Genomic DNA, 18,188 nt, shown 5'->3' with positions numbered 1-18,188 from the left:
CTTAGTATGATTTTTCCACGGTGGTATTAGAACCCGTTGTGATGATACGAACTTTGTCGCCAGGGTTAAATGTCAAACCATTATTGTGCTGCACCACCTGAATAGTCTGCCCGGATTGGGTCTTGATAAGTAACTTCACTTCCTGTGCTGCCAATTCGTTAGACTGCCGTTTATGAGAAGCCGCCGCCCCGGCTGTTGCACCGGCTACCGTCATGGCGGTTTTCCCTTTGCCGTTACCGAACTGGTGACCCACTACGCCACCAATCGTGCCCGCGGTTAAGGTACGCAGCGGATGATACCCTTCTCGGGTATGCGTAATAATTTGGCTCTGCAGAACCGTGCCATCCTCCACCAGCGATCGGATGCCAGCGTAACTCGCCGGACTGGTGATAGCCAGAAAGCTCAACGCGATGAGTAAATATTTTTTCATTTTAAGCCTTTATTATTCATTGAAGGTGACACTATTCTGCCCGGCGAAAAATCATCTCCTTTAGCTAAATATGCTTTACCAGGCAAATAATTTATTTTTACACAAAACGACCATAAATTTAAAAATAAACAATTTAAAACTGGAAAGGTATATTGACTTCAATTATCAATAACGTGTTTTCCAGATACATTGTCAGAGTATTTGATTCAGACGAAGCAATATCCATTGCACAATTCTCAATAAGTACCAATCATCGTTATTAAAATAATGGTCCCTGTCCATACAGGGAAAACATCAGGAGTTATATTATGAAAAAAGTCATTCTCGCTCTGGCTTTCACTGCGGCATCATTTTCTGCATTTGCAAATCATCCGGTAGCCCGTGCGACTGCCGTCGCCTCCGCCGATCATCCTGTTGCCGTTGCGGCGGCCACCGGTGAAGGTAACCATCCTGTCGCCCGCACCACGGCGGTGGTATCTGCCGATCACCCTGTCGCCGTCGCAGCTGCAACAGACGGTAGTTATCATCCCGTCGCCCGCGCGACCGTGGTCGCTAACGCTGACCATCCGGTCGCCGCCGCGGCCGTTACAGGGCACTAATGGCGCTCTCCCCCGGCAAGGAAGCTGGGGGAAAAGTCAATGTGTCGTATGACCCTGGAAGGCCAGTTATTAAAGGTAATGAAAACACGATTCAGGCTGGTCAGGAACGGCTGAGTGCCGGAGGGTTAATGGCACGCCCTGTAGGATTCGAACCTACGACCTACGGCTTAGAAGGCCGTTGCTCTATCCAACTGAGCTAAGGGCGCACGGAGAAGAGTGTACTTCGCGGTGGTGAAACGCCTGGAATTATACGGTCAATGCGTAGTGAGTCAATGCCTTTTCCACCTTCTCTGCCGTTAATGACTAGCTGATTGTAAATACGGCTGTTTTTTCAACATTTATCCCTCTTTTACGGGCTGCGAAAAGGCTTAGCCGCTTTTAAGTAACGCCTGCTGTTTTCCTGTTTACTTCCCCTTCACACTGTCCTGCGGTATCCCGGCCGCCTGGAGGCTGGAAATGAACAGGACGACGGAGTGACAGCGCCAGACCAGACAGGTTTCCCCTCGTGCGTGCAGCACATCTCACACGACATTACAGGCATCAAGCTTGAACCCATTGTCGCCCTCTCCTCTTCGCGCTCGGTAGGGGCTGAAGTGCTCAGCGTGCTGTCACCGCATCAGCAAAGCGAAGGCTTTTTTCACGACTGGTCCGCTGCTCGGGCGCTTATGCTGCTGGAAGCACAGATCGCTGCGTTAAAAAAAACCTTTCCCTGCGACAACCTTTTCATAAATTTGCCGATAACCGTTCTGACCATACCGGAAATGTTCCAGCGTTTACTGCAACTTAAAAGCCCACCGCTGAACATTGAACTCGTGGAGCCTGCTTCCTTCTTTTCTCTCTCAGACCCGGCACGTCTGAGGGTGAGTTGTGCGCTTCAGCAGTTGACGGCGCAAGGACATCGGATCTGGTTGGATGACATTGATGAAGCGTCAGGGCGCGCGTTTTTGTCCTGCCGCATGCCGTTAAGCGGAATAAAAATCGATAAGATCGCTTTCTGGCGTTTACGTGCAACGCCAGCGCTGGCAAACCTGGTCACGCTTTGTTCAAAAATTGCTGAAAATGTACTCATAGAAGGCATTGAAACAGAAACGGACCGTAAGTTTGCGCTTCAGGCTGGCGCGCGCTTCGGTCAGGGATATTATTGGCCATCCTGGAGATGGCAGGAGGACTGAACGGTCATCGCCAAGAGGGAAGCTATGCGAATGACAGTACGCCGTTACCGGCGTCGTCGGACAGGAAGTGATTCACCGGGTTCAACGCACTCGCCTTTTGCTCTCCCATTTTTTGATCGTCTCGAATATTTGAGCCAGTCAATCAACCAGACCCGCAAAACCGATGCTCCCTTTATCGTCCTGGTCACACAGGATAACTTTTTCCGTTCCGGTTTTCTGAGCGGGCACTCTCCCCTGAGCAATTGCTGTGACTATTCCACCCTGGAAGCCGCCCTCAGCGATCTGAATCAGTGGCCTTCATCACGTCTGGTGGTAGATGTAGAAAGCCGCGCCTCGCCGCTTATTGACCTGCTGGACCGATTACGACGCCACAGCCTGTTCGCCCCCTACCTGACACCCTACCTGCTCATCCGCGCCGATGATTACGATACACGCCTGTTTTGCAAAGCGGCTGGCCCTTTTCATGTGATTGAACGGCAACTTACGCCGCGGGCTTTGCAACAAACCTTGCTGGAAGCGCCGTCACCCGCCGGCCACCGGAAAGAGTGGTTTTCACGTGATGAATGGCCGATCCTGCAGGCGCTGTCGCAGGGTAGCACCCTGCGACAGATTGCTCAGTTACAGAACCGCCCCTATAGCCGCATTATTTACCGTCTCAGCTGCATCCTGGCGAAACTTGGGCTGAATCATCGTCATGAGTTGCTACATCTTCTCAACAACCTTTCAGATTTCACGTATTAACGTATTCAGTAACCCATTAATTCCTAAAGACCTTTAAGAAAATACTTAGGACATATGTTAATTTTTTGTGTTTTTTAACAAAACTTTCGATTTTATAACTATTCCTAATTCTTCAACTTAAACCATGCGAAATGCTGCCTGTACGCTAAACGAGAGTCATTTTATCCATGCGTTAAGTTTCTGACGTTTCCGTTAACAGGATGATAATGGTGTAAAAACAAGCGATTTATCTGTAAATAAAAGCGATGAGAGGTGAAGAAAACAGCAGATAGTGCTGTTTTGACGAAGGGATCATCCTCCTGGCCTGAGGTGTTAGAAATGAGGCAATGACGCGCTAAAGAGCGGACATCAGAGGTAGCGGACAGGCGAAAAGCACTTTGTCACGACCTGCGTATTGTTAACATTTGATCAACATACAGTAAGATCGTTTATTTTTTGTTATTACATAAAGATGAAACTGTGTGGTAAATGCAATATCAGGACATTTTTGCTAATTTTAAAAAGTTAGCGATTCAGATACAGAAGATAATAATCATCAATATATGGACATTAATTTACAGGCTTTTCGGACAATACTTAAACGGTATAATAAGACGTGTTTGACACGCGAATAAGAAAAATCATTTTGCCATAACAGCCTTATGAGATAACTGCGCTCAGGCATTGATATCACCACTACGTAAACAAGGATGCTTTCGCTCTTCCCAGGGATCTACCGTACAAGGATCTGCGTAATTATCCTTCCGGCTTTTCGAGAGTTTTAACAAAACTCAGCATAACGCTTTTAACAATCTGAGGCATAAAAAATGAAACCGGCATCCGTTATCATTATGGACGAACACCCTATCGTCAGAATGTCGATAGAAGTCCTGCTACAGAAAAATAAAAACATCCAGGTCAAACTGAAGTCAGGCGACAGCCACGAAGTGCTTGACTGTATACGCAACCACCCCATCGACCTGGTCATTCTCGATATCGAAATGACAGGCACGGACGGCTTCGTATTATTGAAAAGAATCAGAAACTTAAATAAAGATATTAAGATTCTCTTCCTCTCTTCGAAATCTGAAGCCTTCTACGCAGGGCGCGCCATCCGCGCCGGGGCAAATGGTTTTGTCAGTAAGCGGAAAGATCTGGGGGAAATTTATAACGCGGTGGAAATGATACTGACGGGCTATTCTTTTTTCCCGTCAGAAACATTGAGTTTTATAAACCATATAGGCTCCCGGACAGGCGCCGCTGTGGATATGCCATTATCGAATCGTGAAGTGACGGTTCTGCGATATCTGGCGAACGGATTATCTAATAAGGAGATTGCGGATCAATTATTACTTAGCAACAAAACAATTAGCGCCCATAAGTCTAATATTTTTTCCAAGCTGGGCGTACAAAGTATCGTTGAATTAATTGATTACGCGAAAGCGCACGAATTACTGTAATCCTTCCCTCTCCCTGCAACATATAACCGTTACAGGGAGAGGGGATACGATTAATTATAATTAATCATGAAAGTTGCATCGGCATCAGCCCGGCCCGGCTGCGGGTTATCCGCCGTGGCGATATAATTGGCATAAAACGACAGTTCGGCATTTCCCTGCGCATCCACCGACACCGTCTGGCTGGCCTGCTGCAACGCGAGGCGCGTTTTATCCCGGTCGAGGATCTCCACGGCCACGTTACTGGCCGCGCTGGCATCATTCAGCGCCAGCAGGCTGTTATCATGCCCGTCCATCTTCCCCGTAAATGTGATCGAAGCCGCCCCCGGCGGGCATCCGGTCAGCTTCAGGGTGAACGGTACAGGCTGCGTCCGGCTTCCCGTTGTGCGGAGCTGTTTCGTGGGCCAGGTGCCGAGCGTGACGGTTTTATTGCTGTCGTCCCCCTCCGCCACGCAGGTAAAATCCACGATATTGCCATAGAGCTGAATGTTAATTTCCCCAAGCGCCGTCTCTGCGTGCGCAGGGGAGCAAAGCGCAAAGAGCGCGACGGCTAAATACCGCATTCCGTTTCGCATACCTGCTCCTTAGTCATAGTCGACGCGTAAATAGCCGCGAGAGGTAAAACGCCCCTCGGCAGGTTTTTTACCGGTCACGCTGACGGGCCACGCGCGGATCCCCACCTGTGCCTGTGCGCTATCGTCCAGACGGAACGGGATTTTGCTGGTCAGGTTGTTCGGCGTCAGCGGCACGCCATTACTGTTGGCAATCACAAAACCCACATCCGCGTTATCAGAGACCAGCGTACTGCCTGAAACCTTCTCCGCTTCAACACGCATTGTGAGCATGGCGTTCGCCTCGACGTTGGTGCATTTTATGCCGATGGTTTTGCTTTGCGCTGAGATCCCCTCCGGCTTATTTCCGATGCCCGCTTTACTGAACAGAGAGGCGCCGATGTCTCCGAAATCGAACTCCACCACATTTCCGGCATTAATCTCACAGCTCTGAGGCACCTGAATGGTCCCGCTGTAGCTGATGGTATAAACCGGCGTGGTGAGCGGATCCGTGGAGGTCGTGGTGACGTAAACCCGGAACATGATTGCCCGGGGGATCACCACCATATTGATAAAGCGTCGGGTCACCTTAAGCCGAAAGACGAGGCTGGAATCCTGTACACCAAACGGTTTGTTTTTAGACACGTTCGGATGGCTCCCCATCTGAATGTACTTTCTGGGTGGATAGAACGTGCCAGCGTAGCTGTCGGTGATTTTCATCGCCCCGTCCAGATAGTCGTTTAGCTTCAGATACTGGTAGCCATCGCTGGTGCCTGTGACCGGGAATTCGGTCACATAGCTACGCTTGGTGGTGTTCCCGGACGTTCCCTTAGGGCAGACGGCGTTGACGCCCACCCACTGGGACTTCTCGCTGAGTGTAACAATCTGCCCCACCTGGTTATTGGAGCTGTTGAATTTATCCGTCAGGTCGTAATACACCTCCGTCGGCACGCCATTTTCATTGACGCAGACGGTGGCGAACGCCTCAGATAGCGGCAAAAATGCCAGAAGGGATAGCCCCAGATAATGGATTTTATTCACAGCGGATCCCCTTAAGTGTGATCGCCTGTTGCAGGCTCTGTTCTGGCAGGCTGTAGGGCGCACGACACTGGGACTGCTTCCCGTCTCCCCACTGAATCAGCAGTTCCCCGCTCAGCGGCAGCCCGCTCAGGTAAATCTGACCGTCATCTCCCACCATGCTGGTTACGCCGCTCTGCGTCTCACGCACCACCGCCCCAAACGGCACAGGCTGGTTATCACGCTTCACGGTGAGCAACGCACGCACGCCGATGCGGGTGTCAAAACTGGCGCGCACCAGCGCACCGTTCATCGGCACGACGCTGGAAACGTTATTTTCAATGTCGGTGTTGTTGCTCATGGTGTTAGTGTCGAGCGCCACGCGGTTGTAACGGTACACCGTGGCGTACGGCATCACCGCATAGCCACGCCAGTCTGTTTTGACGCCGGTCTGGTTTTCGACGCTCACGCCTGACGCGCCCGGCGCTTTGATCAAGACGTTGGTATCGCCCAGCGGCTGACTGAATGTGATGCCGTCTGAATGCCCTACCACGCCGCCGGAGAGCTGCCAGTTGAGGTCGTGCTGATCCCGCGTGTAGTTGTAGCCCACGCCCAACGTACCGTACGTTGCCTGCCAGTTGGCGCTGGCGCTGCCGCTGGCACCGTTATTGCTGGTATGACCCTGCGTGACGCTGTAGTTCAGGTTACGATCCTGGAGCAGCGTTCCGCTGATCCCGGTCTGCCAGCTGGTATCACCGTCGCTGTTGCGGCTGGCTGAGGCCGTGGCATAGGCCCGGTCGATCGCGTTATCGCGACGGTAGCCGTGACGGGTGAACAGGCTGAACGGGACGGAGACGTTAAACGAGGCGATCCGGTCAGTTCCTTCAATGCCGACGGCCTTGTTCCATGACCAGGATAAGGCGTAGCTGACCCCTTTCACCCCGCCTGCGTAGCCGAGCTGATACCAGACGTTGGACTCGCTGGTGCCCCAGTAACTTTGCTGGCTGCCCGACACGTACACCGAGCCGTAATCGCCAAGAGACTGGGAGATATTGAGCTGGAAACGTCCTTTTTTATTCAGCGTCAGGTTGTGATAGCTCTGCACGTCCGGCACGCCGTCATCGTCCTGATCGTCGCCATACTGGTAGCCTTCCATTGTGCGCCAGGCCACATCGTCGAGGGTGTAGAAGCCTTTGGTCGAGTAGCGATAGCCCAGCAGCTGGAAGTTGGTGCCGAATCCGTTAAGGGATTTTGCGTACAGGAACCGCAGAGACTGCCCTTCATGGCGGCTGTCATCGGCAAGCTGGCTGCGGGCATGGGTGAGGTCAAGTGACACCGCCCCCCAGTCACCGAGGTTTTTTCCCGCGCCAATGGCGATGGCGGTATAGCGCGAGGCCAGTTGCGTTCCGCCGTACAGCGTGTAGCCGTCGGCAAGACCCGCAATCATCGTACCCTGAGTAAAGAACGGCGTGTCCTGCTCGCTGTTGCCGCTGCGATAGTCCCCTGCCACCAGATCGTATTTCCAGCGTCCTTCACGCTGAAGCAACGGAACGGTGGAATACGGGACGGTGTAGCGCTGCTGGCTGCCGTCCTTCTCTTCCACCGTCACCTCCAGGTCACCGCTTGAGGAGGTCGGGTTAAGGTCAGTTATCGCAAAAGCCCCCGGCTGCACATAGCTCTGGTAAATCACGTATCCGTTCTGGCGGATAACCACTTTGGCAGGGGTGCGGGCGATTCCGCGTACGGTAGGCGCGTAGCCTTGCAGGCTGTCCGGATACATGCTGTCGGACGAATAGAGCCGACCACCGCGAAAACCGACGCTGTCGAAGACATCGTTACCGGTGTTGCTGTCGCCGAGCACCAGCTCGCTTTTTAGCGGAATGACCGTACGCTGCGCCCAGGTGCCAATATTTTGCCAGCTGCTGTGCCGCTGGCCGTTGCTTTCGGTATAACGCCACGCGCCGTTATTGCGTAATCGCCAGGCGCCATAGTTCAACCCGCTTTGCAGGTTCAGATAGTAGCTGTCGTCGTCGCTGCCCCGGTTGCCGGTGAAGCTGTAGTTCAGCAGCGCGGCGGGGATGCCTTCATCCCACTGTTCAGGCGGAATATACCCGCGGGCGCTGTTTTGCATCGCCACCTGAGGCAGACTGACGTTAAGGCGCAACGAGGCGAAGTTGAACGCCGTTTCGCTGCCCGGAATAGCCGTGGTGAGCGGAACGCAGGTCTCGCCCTGCACGTTGCTCAGTTCCGGGAAGGCGGCGATATTGACGCCAAAGCGATCGAGCATCGCGCGCGTAATGCACGGCGACAAACCGCCCGCGACCGGCGGCGTGTTGTCGGCTTGCTCAAACCGCACGTCCTGGGTGCCGATAAACTCATCGTTACGCCAGATATCGACGCGATAGACGCCCGGTGCCTGCTGGTGGCCTTTCTCAAAACGCGACAAATCCGCCACGTTCGCCGCGTCATCGGAGAGAAACGCCGGGTTAAAGTAGCTTTCACCCCAGCCAGCGTGTGGCCAGAGCGTTGCCATCAGTGCCAGCGCAACCGGGCAGTAACGCCATTGAGTGTTCATCGCCCTGTCTCTGCTCACAGGCTGACGCTACGCGCCGGCGTAATGGCACCGTAGTCATTCACACTCTGCCAGGAGAGCGTGCCGCTCGCTGCGGCAGGCAGCACCTGCTGCGCCGAGCTTTTAGGGGCAACCATCAGGTTCTCCAGCGTCTGACCGCCGAGCTTCAGATTGACCAGCGTGACGTAATACGGCGAGGCATTGCTCACCTTAAGATGGTTGCCGACGCGCTCAAAACGCAGCTGTGAGAGCGCCTCTTCCGGCGGCATCGCCAGGTTAGCCGGGCGAACAAACAGCTTGATGCGTGACAGAATAGCCAGTTGCAGGACGTTGTTGCCGTCCTGATGTTTTTTGCTGACGGAGGGAATCGCTTTGACGTTCATGTAAAAGAGTGATTCGCGATCGGCAGGCAGCGCCGGGCCTGCGTAGATAATGCGCAGGGTGTTTTCGCTGGCCGGCTCGCTGACAAACAGCGGCGGCGTGACGGCAAAGGTTTTTTCCTTTTGCCCGTTGGCATTTTCTATCCACGCGTTAATTAAATAGCGCTCTTGTTTATTGCTGTTGGTGATCGCCAGCGACGTTTGTTTTGCATCGGCCGGATAAATAACGCGCGTCGCGCCCAGCGCAATTCCGCCGGATGCATTCGCGCTGGCAGAAACCATCATCAAAATAAAAGTTAAAAACAGTCCAGGTTTAATCAGGGTGTTCATCACAACCGTACCTTTAATAATTAGTTCGCAGGCGTCAGGGATAAATCAACGTAAACCAGACATTCGACTGAATAGTGCCTGGTACAAGGTGTTCGGAAATAGCCCGGTAGCGGGCGCTGAAATGAAATACCAGCTCGCGGGTGTTAATGGGTAACCAGCTCACTGCCGTCGCGTTCGGGATGATCTGACGTTGCTGTTCGTCAAAAAGCGCCAGTCCGACACCGCTGCTGACTGCATTTTCCCCCGGCCGCGATGTCGCCAGGAAAACCTGCGGGTCTTCTGCCGGTGTCACTCCCTGGAACTGGATCCCCACGGTGCGGGAGACGTCCACACTGCAATCCAGCAGACGTACGGTGAAAGGCACATTAACCGTGGAAAAGCTGCCGACGCCGGAAAAGGCGTTTGTGCGGTATTGCCCCATATCCACGCGCATATTCTGGCTGTCCGGGGCCACGGCGCAGCCGCCGTTAACCAGCTCTCCCCTGAGGTGTACTTTGCCGCCGTCTATGACAACGGTATGTGCGTTTACTGCTGAGGCAATCGCAAGGGCACACAGCAGTATCCCAGTCCTTGTCATCCTTCGCTCCCGGTATAGGCGATCAAAAGACCTCTTCCCTGAGGCCAGCCACATCCCTGTACTCAGGCATTACTCGTATTTCATTACGAATGTTGCGTCCGCGTTTGCCTGGCCTGGCGCGGTGGTCGCCGCCGTGGCTTTATAGCGCGCGGTGAAGTTCAGGGTGTTAGTCCCTTCAATCAGGTTCTGCGCCGCAGAGAAGGTTGCACCGTCCGGGGTCAGCGTGGAGGATTTGCTGTCGAGGATCTCAATGCCTACGCCCTTCGCGGAGTTGTCGTTGTTACCGGAGCTTACCGCCAGCAGCGTTTTGTCGGTGGCGTCGATCTGGCCGGTAAACGCGACAGCAGCGGTTTTCGCTACCGCAGGATCGCAGTCGTTCAGTTCGATGGTGAAGGGAATATTGGAGGTGGTGTCACCCACTTTAGTGAATTTCGCGGTACGGTACTGGCCGAGATTAACCGTCTGCTCTGAAGAGTCAGTATTCACTGAACACGCGGCATTCACTAATTCACCTTTAAAATGCACCGTACCACCGTTTACAGATACAGGTGCTACCGGATCTTCTGCGTGAGCGGCACCCGCGACCAGGGCCAGAGTTGCAATAACAGTAGAAGCAATGTTGCTGAGTTTCATGTCTATTCCTTTAAAATGTAAATAACCCTTCCCGCGCATATTCGGGAATAAGAAATACGTTCAATTAAAAAATTGAAGGCTTATTTCGGAGAGGACAAAGTAGCTCAGGAATCTATTTTGTAATATGTCAAAACGCTGCCATTTTGCCAGGTCACATCCTAATCGCCTCTAAGAAATTGACCATGCCCTGAGAAGGGGTTTTGCGGGCCATCGATGAAATCTCGTAAAGGGTGACTGACAGCGGCGCTCGCTTCTGACAAAATACAGGTAATCCCCCTTTTTAACGTTACAGACGGAATCTTCTCTCTGATGGCAGCAAAGATTATTGACGGTAAAACGATTGCGCAGCAGGTGCGCTCTGAGGTTGCGGAAAAAGTGAAGGCGCGTATAGCCGCCGGAAAACGCGCCCCAGGGCTGGCCGTTGTGCTGGTTGGCAGCAACCCGGCTTCGCAAATTTATGTCGGCAGCAAACGCAAAGCGTGTGAAGAGGTGGGGTTCGTCTCCCGCTCTTACGATCTGCCGGAAACCACCAGCGAAGCAGAACTGCTGGAACTGATTGACACCCTGAATGCCGATAAAGAGATCGACGGCATCCTGGTTCAGCTGCCGCTGCCTGCGGGCATCGACAACGTGAAGGTGCTGGAGCGTATCGCGCCGGACAAAGACGTTGACGGTTTCCATCCGTATAACGTAGGCCGCCTGTGCCAGCGCGCGCCGCGCCTGCGTCCATGCACCCCGCGCGGCATCGTGACGCTGCTGGAGCGTTATAACATCGATACCTACGGCCTGAACGCCGTGGTGATTGGCGCCTCCAACATCGTAGGCCGTCCGATGAGCATGGAGCTGCTGCTGGCGGGCTGCACCACCACCGTCACCCACCGCTTCACCAAAAACCTGCGTCATCACGTCGAAAACGCCGATCTGCTGATCGTTGCGGTCGGCAAGCCGGGCTTTATTCCGGGCGAGTGGATCAAAGAGGGCGCAATCGTCGTGGACGTGGGTATTAACCGTCTGGAAAACGGCAAAGTGGTTGGCGACGTGGTGTATGAAGATGCCGCAGCGCGCGCATCCTATATTACTCCGGTCCCGGGCGGCGTAGGCCCGATGACGGTAGCAACACTGATTCAGAATACCTTGCAGGCGTGCGAGGAGTATCACGACGTAGAGGACGCGTAATCATGGCAACTTTTTCTTTAGGTAAACATCCGCACGTTGAGCTGTGCGATCTGCTGAAGCTGGAAGGCTGGAGCGAAAGCGGCGCGCAGGCGAAAATCGTCATCGCCGACGGGCAGGTAAAAGTAGACGGCACGGTGGAAACCCGCAAGCGCTGCAAAATTGTCGCGGGCCAGACCGTGAGCTTTGCAGGTCAGAGCGTGACCGTGACGGCCTGAGCTGTCTGATGCCCGGTGGCGCTGCGCTTACCGGGCCTACGTACTGTCTCCGTTTGTAGGCCGGGTAAGGCGAAGCCGCCACCCGGCAATTTCTCTCACAATCCCCTCACACCCATCACGGTTAATTATCGATCAACTTCAAATAATCACTATTCCCTCTGGCGAAACGTGAAAATTATGTTGCGCGATTTTCAGACTTTCCCCACGATAAGTAGAACGTTCTACTAAAACGTTCTACTTACAATAACAGCGCGAAAAAAGCGCTACTCGGGGGGAAATCAGCATGAGTCTGATATCAGGGTTTGTTAAATCGCTGTCTAAGTTATCGATGATTGGTCGCGCCTTAATGCTGCCAATTTCACTGCTTCCCGCTGCGGGCCTGCTGCTGGCCTTCGGCGATAAGTTCCACCTGCCGCTGATGATGAACGCCGGCGGGGTTATCTTTGATAACCTGCCGATGCTGTTCGCCATCGGCTCTGCCGTCGGTCTGGCTTCGGAATCCGGCATTGCGGCACTCTCTGCGGCGGTCTCGGTGTTTGTCACCAACATCACCATCAGCACCGTGCTGAGCATTACGCCGGAAATGGCCTCCCAGGGCGGGAAATACGCCATGGTCGTCGGCATTCCGACGTTGCAGATGGGCGTCTTTGGCGGCCTGATCTGCGGTATTCTCGCGGCCTGGTGCTACAACCGCTTCCACACCATGCAGCTGCCGGAATTCCTCGGCTTCTTCTCCGGGAAGCGTTTTGTGGCGATTGCGACGGCATTTCTGTCGTTCCTGCTCGGCCTGCTGCTGCCGTACGTGTGGCAGCATATTCAGTCCGGGATCGACGCCCTGTCCGTGGTGGTGAACGGCGATAACCAGGCGGCCTCGACCTTTATCTTCGGGCTGGTGGAGCGCGCGTTGATCCCGCTCGGCCTGCACCACATCTGGTATCCCTCCTTCTGGTATTCGTTCGGGGATTACACTACCCAGGCGGGTCAGGTGATCCACGGCGACCAGACCATCTGGTTCAAGATGCTCGAAGAGGGGGTGAAATCCTTCAGCAGCGATACCTACCAGAACGCCGGGAAATTCATGCAGGGCGAGTTCCCGCTGATGCTGTTCGCGCTGCCTGCGGCGTGCCTTGCGATGTACCATGAAGCGCACACGAAGAATAAGAAAATCGCGGCCGGTATTCTCTTCTCCGCCGCCCTCACCTGCTTCCTGACGGGCATCACCGAGCCGGTAGAGTTCACCTTTATCTTCGTGGCGCCAATCCTTTACGTCTTCAACGCCATCATGGCGGGCCTGGCGTACATGACCATGTACCTGCTGCATGCGCACATCGCCAAGTCGTTCTCGGCGGGCTTTATCGACTACCTGTCGTTCGGGATCCTGCCGTCGTTTAACGGCTATCAGACCAACTTCCTGAGCGCCATTATCATCGGTATCCCAATGGCCCTGATTTACTATTTCACCTTCCGCTTCGTGATCCGCCGTTTCGACGTGAAAACGCCGGGCCGCACCGAAGTGACCGCCAGCGCGAATGACAAGTCCGATTCCGAACTTGCCACCGAAATCATCGGCCTGCTGGGCGGTGCGCAGAACATTGATTCTGTCGGCTCCTGCATCACGCGTTTGCGTCTGGAAGTGGCGAAGAGCGAAGCGGTGGACCGGGACGGGCTGAACGGGCTGGGCGCGCGCGGCGTGGTGTTTGTTGGCGATAACGGGATACAGGTGATTTTCGGGGCCAGAGCACAGTTTATCGCCCAGACCATGTCAACGATGATTGGCAAATAATAAGATGCCTGAAGGAGGCGTCTCCTGTACGCTGGGGTACGCCTCTTATCTGGCTGATAATCGGTAAATTTCAGGGAGCGGTTTTGAAGAAAGTCAGCATTATTGATGTTGCAAAGCATGCGGGCGTGTCGGTTTCTACCGTGTCGCTGGTGCTGCGCCAGAAAGGGAAGATCTCAGAGGCGACGATCGGGAAGGTCAATGCCGCCATCACAACGCTGGGCTATGTTCATAACGTCGCCGCTGCCAACCTTCGCGCCAACACCTCCAATTTAATCGGCCTGATCCTGCGGGACTTCAGCGACAGCTTTTCCATCAAAGTGATGGCGAGCATCGTTCAGGAGCTGGAGAAACAGGGTTATATGGTTTTTCTCGGTCAGCCGCTGAACGACGACGAACATCTTGAGCGTACCCTGCTCTCATTTAAGCAGCAGGGCGTGGCGGGCGTCATCTATCTGGCGTCGGACACCCGCGCCGCCTCTCTCCCGGAACACATTCGCCAATGCCCGCTGCCGCTTGTGGCGGTTTCGCAGTCGTTGCTGGAAGAGAAATGCAATCTGGTGATGCGCGATAACCGCCAGGCGGCGAACCTGGCCGCGCGTTATCTTATCGAGCGCGGGCACCGCACCATCGCCTACATTGGCGGGCGCGACGGGTGCCGTATTCGCGAGCAGCGCCTGCTCGGTTTTCGCAGCGCGATGACGCAGAACGGCCTGGTCTGGCGTGAGGAATATTCTCCCGCCTGCACCGATGATACGCAGGCGGCGGCCATGGCGACTCGCCAGCTGCTGGAGAAGAACAACACGATTACCGCCCTGCTCTGCCATTCGCCGGACGCGATGATCGGTTCGATCTCCGGCATTCACCAGGTGGGGCGCACGGTGGGCAAAGATGTTTTCCTGACTCAGCAGGTGGCGCTGATCGGCTTTGAAGATATGCTTCACGTAAACCTCACGTCGCCGTCACTGACTTACGTTTCGTCTGCCAGCGAAGAGACAGGCCGCCAGGCGGCAGGGCTGATGATCCGCAGGCTGAAGGAGCCGGATCTGCAAACGCAGCGTATTACCCTCTCCGGCCAGCTTATCGCGCGGGAATCGGCGTAAATTCAGAATTTAGCATGGGTCTTATAGCGCGTGATGACTGCTATATTTCCATGATTTGCCATGGATAAATGCAATGCCTACCGTTATCACCCACGCTGCCGTACCTCTGTGTCTGGGCTTAGGGCTCGGAACCAAAGTCATCCCACCCCGCCTGCTGTTTGCCGGGATCGTCCTCGCCATGCTGCCTGACGCTGACGTACTGGCGTTTAAATTCGGTGTCGCCTACGGGAATATTTTCGGCCACCGCGGTTTCACTCATTCGCTGCTGTTTGCCTTGGTAGTGCCCATACTTTGCGTGCTGGCTGGGCGTCGATGGTTCCGGGCCAGCCTGTCGCGCTGCTGGCTGTTTTTAACCGTGTCGCTGCTGTCGCACAGCCTGCTGGATTCGATTACCACCGGCGGGAAAGGCGTCGGCTGGCTGTGGCCCTGGTCAGATGAGCGCTTCTTTGCACCGTGGCAGGTGATTAAGGTCGCGCCGTTTGCACTGTCGCGCTATACCACGCCGTACGGGCATCAGGTGATTATCTCGGAACTGCTGTGGGTGTGGCTGCCGGGAATCGTGCTGATGGGAGTATTATGGTGGAAGAAGAGAAGGTAAAAAAAAACCGGGTGGCGGCTGCGCCTTACCCGGCCTACTTTCACCTGTAGGCCCGGTAAGCGTAGGCGCCACCGGGCATTACGGACTTACTTACGACGCCAGGTGGTGCCCTGCGGGCCATCTTCCAGAATAATACCCATCTCGGTCAGACTGTTACGCGCCGCATCCGCCGCCGCCCAGTCTTTCGCCTGACGCGCTTCCAGACGCGCTTTAATCAGTGCTTCAATTTCAGCTACTTCACCGTCGTCCGCCTGCGCGCCGCTTTGCAGGAACACGTCCGGGTCCTGCTCCAGCAGGCCGAGCACGGAAGAGAGCTTACGCAGATGAGACGCCAGCGCATTCGCCGCCGCCATATCTTCTGACTTCAGGCGATTCACCTCACGCGCCATGTCGAACAGCACGGAGTAGGCTTCCGGCGTGTTGAAGTCGTCGTTCATGACCTCAACGAAGCGGGCTTCGAACGCCTCGCCGCCAGCGGCCGGAACAGACCTGTCGGTGCCGCGCAGTGCGGTATACAGACGCTCCAGCGCAGCGCGCGCCTGCTTCAGGTTCTCTTCGCTGTAGTTCAGCTGGCTGCGATAGTGGCCGGACATCAGGAAGTAGCGCACGGTTTCCGCGTCGTAATACTTCAGCACGTCGCGCACGGTGAAGAAGTTACCCAGCGATTTCGACATCTTCTCGCGGTCAACCATCACCATCCCGGAGTGCATCCAGTAGTTCACGTACTCGCCGCCGTGAGCACAGGTGGACTGCGCGATTTCATTTTCATGATGCGGGAACATCAGATCCGAACCGCCGCCGTGGATGTCGAAATGGTTGCCCAGCTGTTTGCAGTTCATCGCGGAACATTCAATGTGCCAGCCCGGACGCCCTTCGCCCCACGGGGATGGCCAGCTCGGTTCGCCCGCTTTGGACATCTTCCACAGCACGAAGTCCATCGGATTACGCTTCACGTCAACCACGTCCACGCGTGCACCGGCCTGGAGCTGGTCCAGATCCTGGCGGGAAAGCGCACCGTAGGTTGGGTCCGTCGGCACCGAGAACATCACGTCGCCGTTGTCCGCCACATAGGCGTGACCGCGCTCGATCAGCTTTTGGGTGATCTCAATGATTTCATGAATATGGTGGGTCGCACGCGGCTCGCTATCCGGGCGCAGAATATTCAAGGCATCAAAATCCTTGTGCATTTCGGCGATCATGCGATCCACCAGCGCGACAAAGCTTTCGCCATTTTCATTAGCACGTTTAATGATTTTGTCGTCGATGTCGGTGATGTTGCGCACATACTTCAGGTTATAGCCCAGGAAACGCAGGTAGCGGGACACCACGTCGAACGCGACAAAGGTACGGCCATGGCCGATATGACAGAGATCGTAAACCGTAATACCACACACGTACATGCCGACTTCCCCGGCATGGATAGGTTTAAATTCCTCTTTTTGGCGCGTCATTGTATTAAAGATTTTTAACATCGAAGATTCCATGTAAACACGTGTGTGGATTGTTTGTTCCTTATAATACCCATAATTCGGAGCACGGTCAGCACACAATGCAAGGTGATCGTGTCCTGTGGTTATGCTATAACAAGCCCCTATATGTGACCCGAGCACGGGTCGACGCACCACAATAACGGAACAGGATGCAAAAATGGTTACTTTCCACACTAATCATGGCGATATCGTAATCAAAACCTTTGATGACAAAGCGCCTGAAACAGTTAAAAACTTCCTGGACTACTGCCGCGAAGGTTTCTACAACAACACTATTTTCCACCGTGTGATCAACGGCTTTATGATCCAGGGCGGCGGTTTCGAGCCTGGCATGCGCCAGAAAGAGACGAAAGAAGCGATCAAAAACGAAGCGAACAACGGCCTGAAAAACACCCGCGGTACGCTGGCAATGGCCCGTACTCAGGCCCCGCACTCTGCTACCGCACAGTTCTTCATTAACGTGGCGGACAACGACTTCCTGAACTTCTCTGGCGAAAGCCTGCAAGGCTGGGGCTACTGCGTATTCGCAGAAGTGGTTGAAGGCATGGACGTGGTCGACAAGATCAAAGCCGTTTCTACTGGCCGCAGCGGTATGCACCAGGACGTTCCTAAAGAAGACGTTGTGATCACAAGCGTGACCGTCAGCGAGTAATTCGTGGCGACACTCTTTATTGCGGATCTGCATCTGCAAACAGAAGAACCGGCGATAACCGCCGGTTTTCTGCGTTTTTTACGCGGTGAAGCGAAAAGCGCCGATGCGCTGTACATTCTGGGTGACCTGTTTGAGGCCTGGATAGGCGACGACGATCCGAACCCGCTGCACCGTGAGATGGCAGCGGCCATTAAAGCGCTGGTGGATTCCGGCGTCCCCTGCTATTTCATTCACGGCAACCGTGATTTCCTGATCGGCCAGCGCTACGCCCGCGAGAGCGGCATGACGCTGCTCCCGGAAGAGCAGGTGCTTGACCTCTATGGCCGCAATATTCTGATCATGCACGGCGACACGCTATGCACTGACGATACCGGCTACTTGGCGTTTCGCGCCAAAGTTCACACCCCGTGGATCCAGAAAGTGTTCCTCGCCTTGCCGCTGTTTATCCGCAACCGCATCGCCGCCAGAATGCGCGCGGGCAGCAAGGCCGCCAATAGCAGCAAATCGATGACCATCATGGACGTCAACCCGCAGGCGGTGGTGAACGTGATGGAGAAGCATCGCGTTCAGTGGCTGATCCACGGCCATACCCATCGTCCCGATGTGCATTCCCTTATCGCCAACGGCGAGCCCGCCCATCGCGTGGTTTTAGGCGCCTGGCACAGCGAAGGATCGATGGTCAAAGTCACGCCGGAAGGTGTGGAACTGATCGCCTTCCCGTTTTAACCCTCCTCGT

General features: G+C 54.6%; 19 protein-coding genes and 1 tRNA gene. 11 read left to right on the top strand and 9 right to left on the bottom strand.

Annotated elements, in window-relative coordinates:
- Position 1 precedes the first annotated feature (1 nt).
- The gene (locus HWQ15_RS13945) at positions 2-430 is read right to left on the bottom strand and encodes a glycine zipper 2TM domain-containing protein (protein WP_063149182.1); all 429 of its coding nucleotides are present in this window, start codon (positions 428-430) and stop codon (positions 2-4) included.
- Between the two features lie 308 nt (positions 431-738).
- Between HWQ15_RS13945 and HWQ15_RS13940 the strand changes: the two genes are divergently transcribed.
- Entirely contained in the window at positions 739-1,029 is a 291-nt protein-coding gene (locus HWQ15_RS13940; RefSeq protein WP_022647314.1) for a hypothetical protein, read from the top strand.
- Between the two features lie 129 nt (positions 1,030-1,158).
- Here HWQ15_RS13940 and HWQ15_RS13935 read toward each other — a convergent pair.
- Positions 1,159-1,235 (bottom strand) — tRNA-Arg (locus HWQ15_RS13935).
- Positions 1,236-1,538: 303 nt separating this feature from the next.
- Here HWQ15_RS13935 and HWQ15_RS13930 point away from each other — a divergent pair.
- From HWQ15_RS13930 to fimZ, 3 genes are all read left to right on the top strand, one after another.
- Positions 1,539-2,201, top strand: a complete 663-nt coding sequence (locus tag HWQ15_RS13930) for an EAL domain-containing protein (RefSeq protein WP_063149181.1) — start codon at positions 1,539-1,541, stop codon at positions 2,199-2,201.
- Between the two features lie 24 nt (positions 2,202-2,225).
- Positions 2,226-2,942, top strand: a complete 717-nt coding sequence (locus HWQ15_RS13925; protein WP_023299489.1) for a response regulator transcription factor — start codon at positions 2,226-2,228, stop codon at positions 2,940-2,942.
- 806 nt (positions 2,943-3,748) lie between these two features.
- Positions 3,749-4,381, top strand: a complete 633-nt coding sequence (gene fimZ / locus HWQ15_RS13920) for a fimbria biosynthesis transcriptional regulator FimZ (protein ID WP_022647311.1) — start codon at positions 3,749-3,751, stop codon at positions 4,379-4,381.
- A gap of 50 nt (positions 4,382-4,431) precedes the next feature.
- On the opposite strand, the gene sfmF is transcribed toward fimZ, so the two are convergent.
- The 6 genes from sfmF to fimA all read right to left on the bottom strand — a co-directional run bounded on the left by sfmF (position 4,432) and on the right by fimA (position 10,438).
- Positions 4,432-4,953, bottom strand: coding sequence for a fimbria assembly protein (sfmF, locus tag HWQ15_RS13915; protein ID WP_023299488.1), 522 nt, complete (start codon positions 4,951-4,953; stop codon positions 4,432-4,434).
- Between the two features lie 9 nt (positions 4,954-4,962).
- Positions 4,963-5,970: a type 1 fimbria D-mannose specific adhesin FimH gene (fimH, locus tag HWQ15_RS13910; protein WP_022647309.1), complete on the bottom strand. Its 1,008-nt coding sequence runs from the start codon at positions 5,968-5,970 to the stop codon at positions 4,963-4,965.
- Complete coding sequence (locus HWQ15_RS13905) at positions 5,963-8,521, bottom strand: fimbrial biogenesis usher protein (protein ID WP_063149180.1); 2,559 nt, start codon at positions 8,519-8,521, stop codon at positions 5,963-5,965. Before HWQ15_RS13905 ends, fimH begins: the two co-directional genes overlap by 8 nt.
- Before the next feature lie 14 nt (positions 8,522-8,535).
- Positions 8,536-9,228 carry a type 1 fimbria chaperone FimC gene (fimC, locus tag HWQ15_RS13900; protein ID WP_022647307.1) on the bottom strand — a complete coding sequence of 231 codons (693 nt, stop codon included), beginning with the start codon at positions 9,226-9,228 and terminating at the stop codon, positions 8,536-8,538.
- 34 nt (positions 9,229-9,262) lie between these two features.
- Positions 9,263-9,805, bottom strand: a complete 543-nt coding sequence (gene fimI / locus HWQ15_RS13895; protein WP_023305613.1) for a type 1 fimbrial protein subunit FimI — start codon at positions 9,803-9,805, stop codon at positions 9,263-9,265.
- Positions 9,806-9,874: 69 nt separating this feature from the next.
- The gene (gene fimA, locus HWQ15_RS13890) at positions 9,875-10,438 is read right to left on the bottom strand and encodes a type 1 fimbrial major subunit FimA (RefSeq protein WP_022647305.1); all 564 of its coding nucleotides are present in this window, start codon (positions 10,436-10,438) and stop codon (positions 9,875-9,877) included.
- Between the two features lie 309 nt (positions 10,439-10,747).
- On the opposite strand from fimA, the gene folD reads away from it, so the two are divergent.
- From folD to HWQ15_RS13865, 5 genes are all read left to right on the top strand, one after another.
- Positions 10,748-11,614, top strand: a complete 867-nt coding sequence (gene folD, locus HWQ15_RS13885; RefSeq protein ID WP_022647304.1) for a bifunctional methylenetetrahydrofolate dehydrogenase/methenyltetrahydrofolate cyclohydrolase FolD — start codon at positions 10,748-10,750, stop codon at positions 11,612-11,614.
- A 2-nt stretch (positions 11,615-11,616) separates the two neighbouring features.
- Positions 11,617-11,829, top strand: a complete 213-nt coding sequence (gene ybcJ, locus HWQ15_RS13880) for a ribosome-associated protein YbcJ (RefSeq protein WP_022647303.1) — start codon at positions 11,617-11,619, stop codon at positions 11,827-11,829.
- 283 nt (positions 11,830-12,112) lie between these two features.
- Positions 12,113-13,612: a PTS transporter subunit EIIC gene (locus HWQ15_RS13875; RefSeq protein ID WP_003858916.1), complete on the top strand. Its 1,500-nt coding sequence runs from the start codon at positions 12,113-12,115 to the stop codon at positions 13,610-13,612.
- A gap of 83 nt (positions 13,613-13,695) precedes the next feature.
- The gene (gene malI, locus HWQ15_RS13870; RefSeq protein WP_023299483.1) at positions 13,696-14,712 is read left to right on the top strand and encodes a Mal regulon transcriptional regulator MalI; all 1,017 of its coding nucleotides are present in this window, start codon (positions 13,696-13,698) and stop codon (positions 14,710-14,712) included.
- Between the two features lie 73 nt (positions 14,713-14,785).
- On the top strand, positions 14,786-15,310 hold the full coding sequence (locus HWQ15_RS13865) for a metal-dependent hydrolase (protein WP_045307898.1): 525 nt from the start codon (positions 14,786-14,788) through the stop codon (positions 15,308-15,310).
- 86 nt (positions 15,311-15,396) lie between these two features.
- Here HWQ15_RS13865 and cysS read toward each other — a convergent pair whose 3' ends face one another.
- The gene (gene cysS, locus HWQ15_RS13860; RefSeq protein ID WP_063149179.1) at positions 15,397-16,782 is read right to left on the bottom strand and encodes a cysteine--tRNA ligase; all 1,386 of its coding nucleotides are present in this window, start codon (positions 16,780-16,782) and stop codon (positions 15,397-15,399) included.
- Positions 16,783-16,957: 175 nt separating this feature from the next.
- Between cysS and ppiB the strand changes: the two genes are divergently transcribed.
- On the top strand, positions 16,958-17,452 hold the full coding sequence (ppiB, locus tag HWQ15_RS13855; RefSeq protein ID WP_000256009.1) for a peptidylprolyl isomerase B: 495 nt from the start codon (positions 16,958-16,960) through the stop codon (positions 17,450-17,452).
- Between the two features lie 3 nt (positions 17,453-17,455).
- Positions 17,456-18,178, top strand: a complete 723-nt coding sequence (gene lpxH, locus HWQ15_RS13850; protein WP_022647299.1) for a UDP-2,3-diacylglucosamine diphosphatase — start codon at positions 17,456-17,458, stop codon at positions 18,176-18,178.
- The last annotated feature ends 10 nt before the right edge of the window (positions 18,179-18,188 follow it).

It is taken from the genome of Enterobacter sp. DSM 30060, assembly GCF_013375955.1.
Taxonomy (GTDB): domain Bacteria; phylum Pseudomonadota; class Gammaproteobacteria; order Enterobacterales; family Enterobacteriaceae; genus Enterobacter; species Enterobacter intestinihominis.
This window is presented reverse-complemented; position numbering and strand designations above follow the sequence as displayed.

Excerpts from the sequence above, each read along its gene's own strand:
- HWQ15_RS13945 (WP_063149182.1), bottom strand. The coding sequence starts at position 430 with ATGAAAAAATATTTACTCATCGCGTTGAGCTTTCTGGCTATCACCAGT.
- HWQ15_RS13940 (WP_022647314.1), top strand. The coding sequence starts at position 739 with ATGAAAAAAGTCATTCTCGCTCTGGCTTTCACTGCGGCATCATTTTCT.
- HWQ15_RS13925 (WP_023299489.1), top strand. The coding sequence starts at position 2,226 with ATGCGAATGACAGTACGCCGTTACCGGCGTCGTCGGACAGGAAGTGAT.
- fimZ (WP_022647311.1), top strand. The coding sequence starts at position 3,749 with ATGAAACCGGCATCCGTTATCATTATGGACGAACACCCTATCGTCAGA.
- sfmF (WP_023299488.1), bottom strand. The coding sequence starts at position 4,953 with ATGCGAAACGGAATGCGGTATTTAGCCGTCGCGCTCTTTGCGCTTTGC.
- HWQ15_RS13905 (WP_063149180.1), bottom strand. The coding sequence starts at position 8,521 with ATGAACACTCAATGGCGTTACTGCCCGGTTGCGCTGGCACTGATGGCA.
- fimC (WP_022647307.1), bottom strand. The coding sequence starts at position 9,228 with ATGAACACCCTGATTAAACCTGGACTGTTTTTAACTTTTATTTTGATG.
- fimI (WP_023305613.1), bottom strand. The coding sequence starts at position 9,805 with ATGACAAGGACTGGGATACTGCTGTGTGCCCTTGCGATTGCCTCAGCA.
- fimA (WP_022647305.1), bottom strand. The coding sequence starts at position 10,438 with ATGAAACTCAGCAACATTGCTTCTACTGTTATTGCAACTCTGGCCCTG.
- folD (WP_022647304.1), top strand. The coding sequence starts at position 10,748 with ATGGCAGCAAAGATTATTGACGGTAAAACGATTGCGCAGCAGGTGCGC.
- ybcJ (WP_022647303.1), top strand. The coding sequence starts at position 11,617 with ATGGCAACTTTTTCTTTAGGTAAACATCCGCACGTTGAGCTGTGCGAT.
- HWQ15_RS13875 (WP_003858916.1), top strand. The coding sequence starts at position 12,113 with ATGAGTCTGATATCAGGGTTTGTTAAATCGCTGTCTAAGTTATCGATG.
- HWQ15_RS13865 (WP_045307898.1), top strand. The coding sequence starts at position 14,786 with ATGCCTACCGTTATCACCCACGCTGCCGTACCTCTGTGTCTGGGCTTA.
- cysS (WP_063149179.1), bottom strand. The coding sequence starts at position 16,782 with ATGTTAAAAATCTTTAATACAATGACGCGCCAAAAAGAGGAATTTAAA.
- ppiB (WP_000256009.1), top strand. The coding sequence starts at position 16,958 with ATGGTTACTTTCCACACTAATCATGGCGATATCGTAATCAAAACCTTT.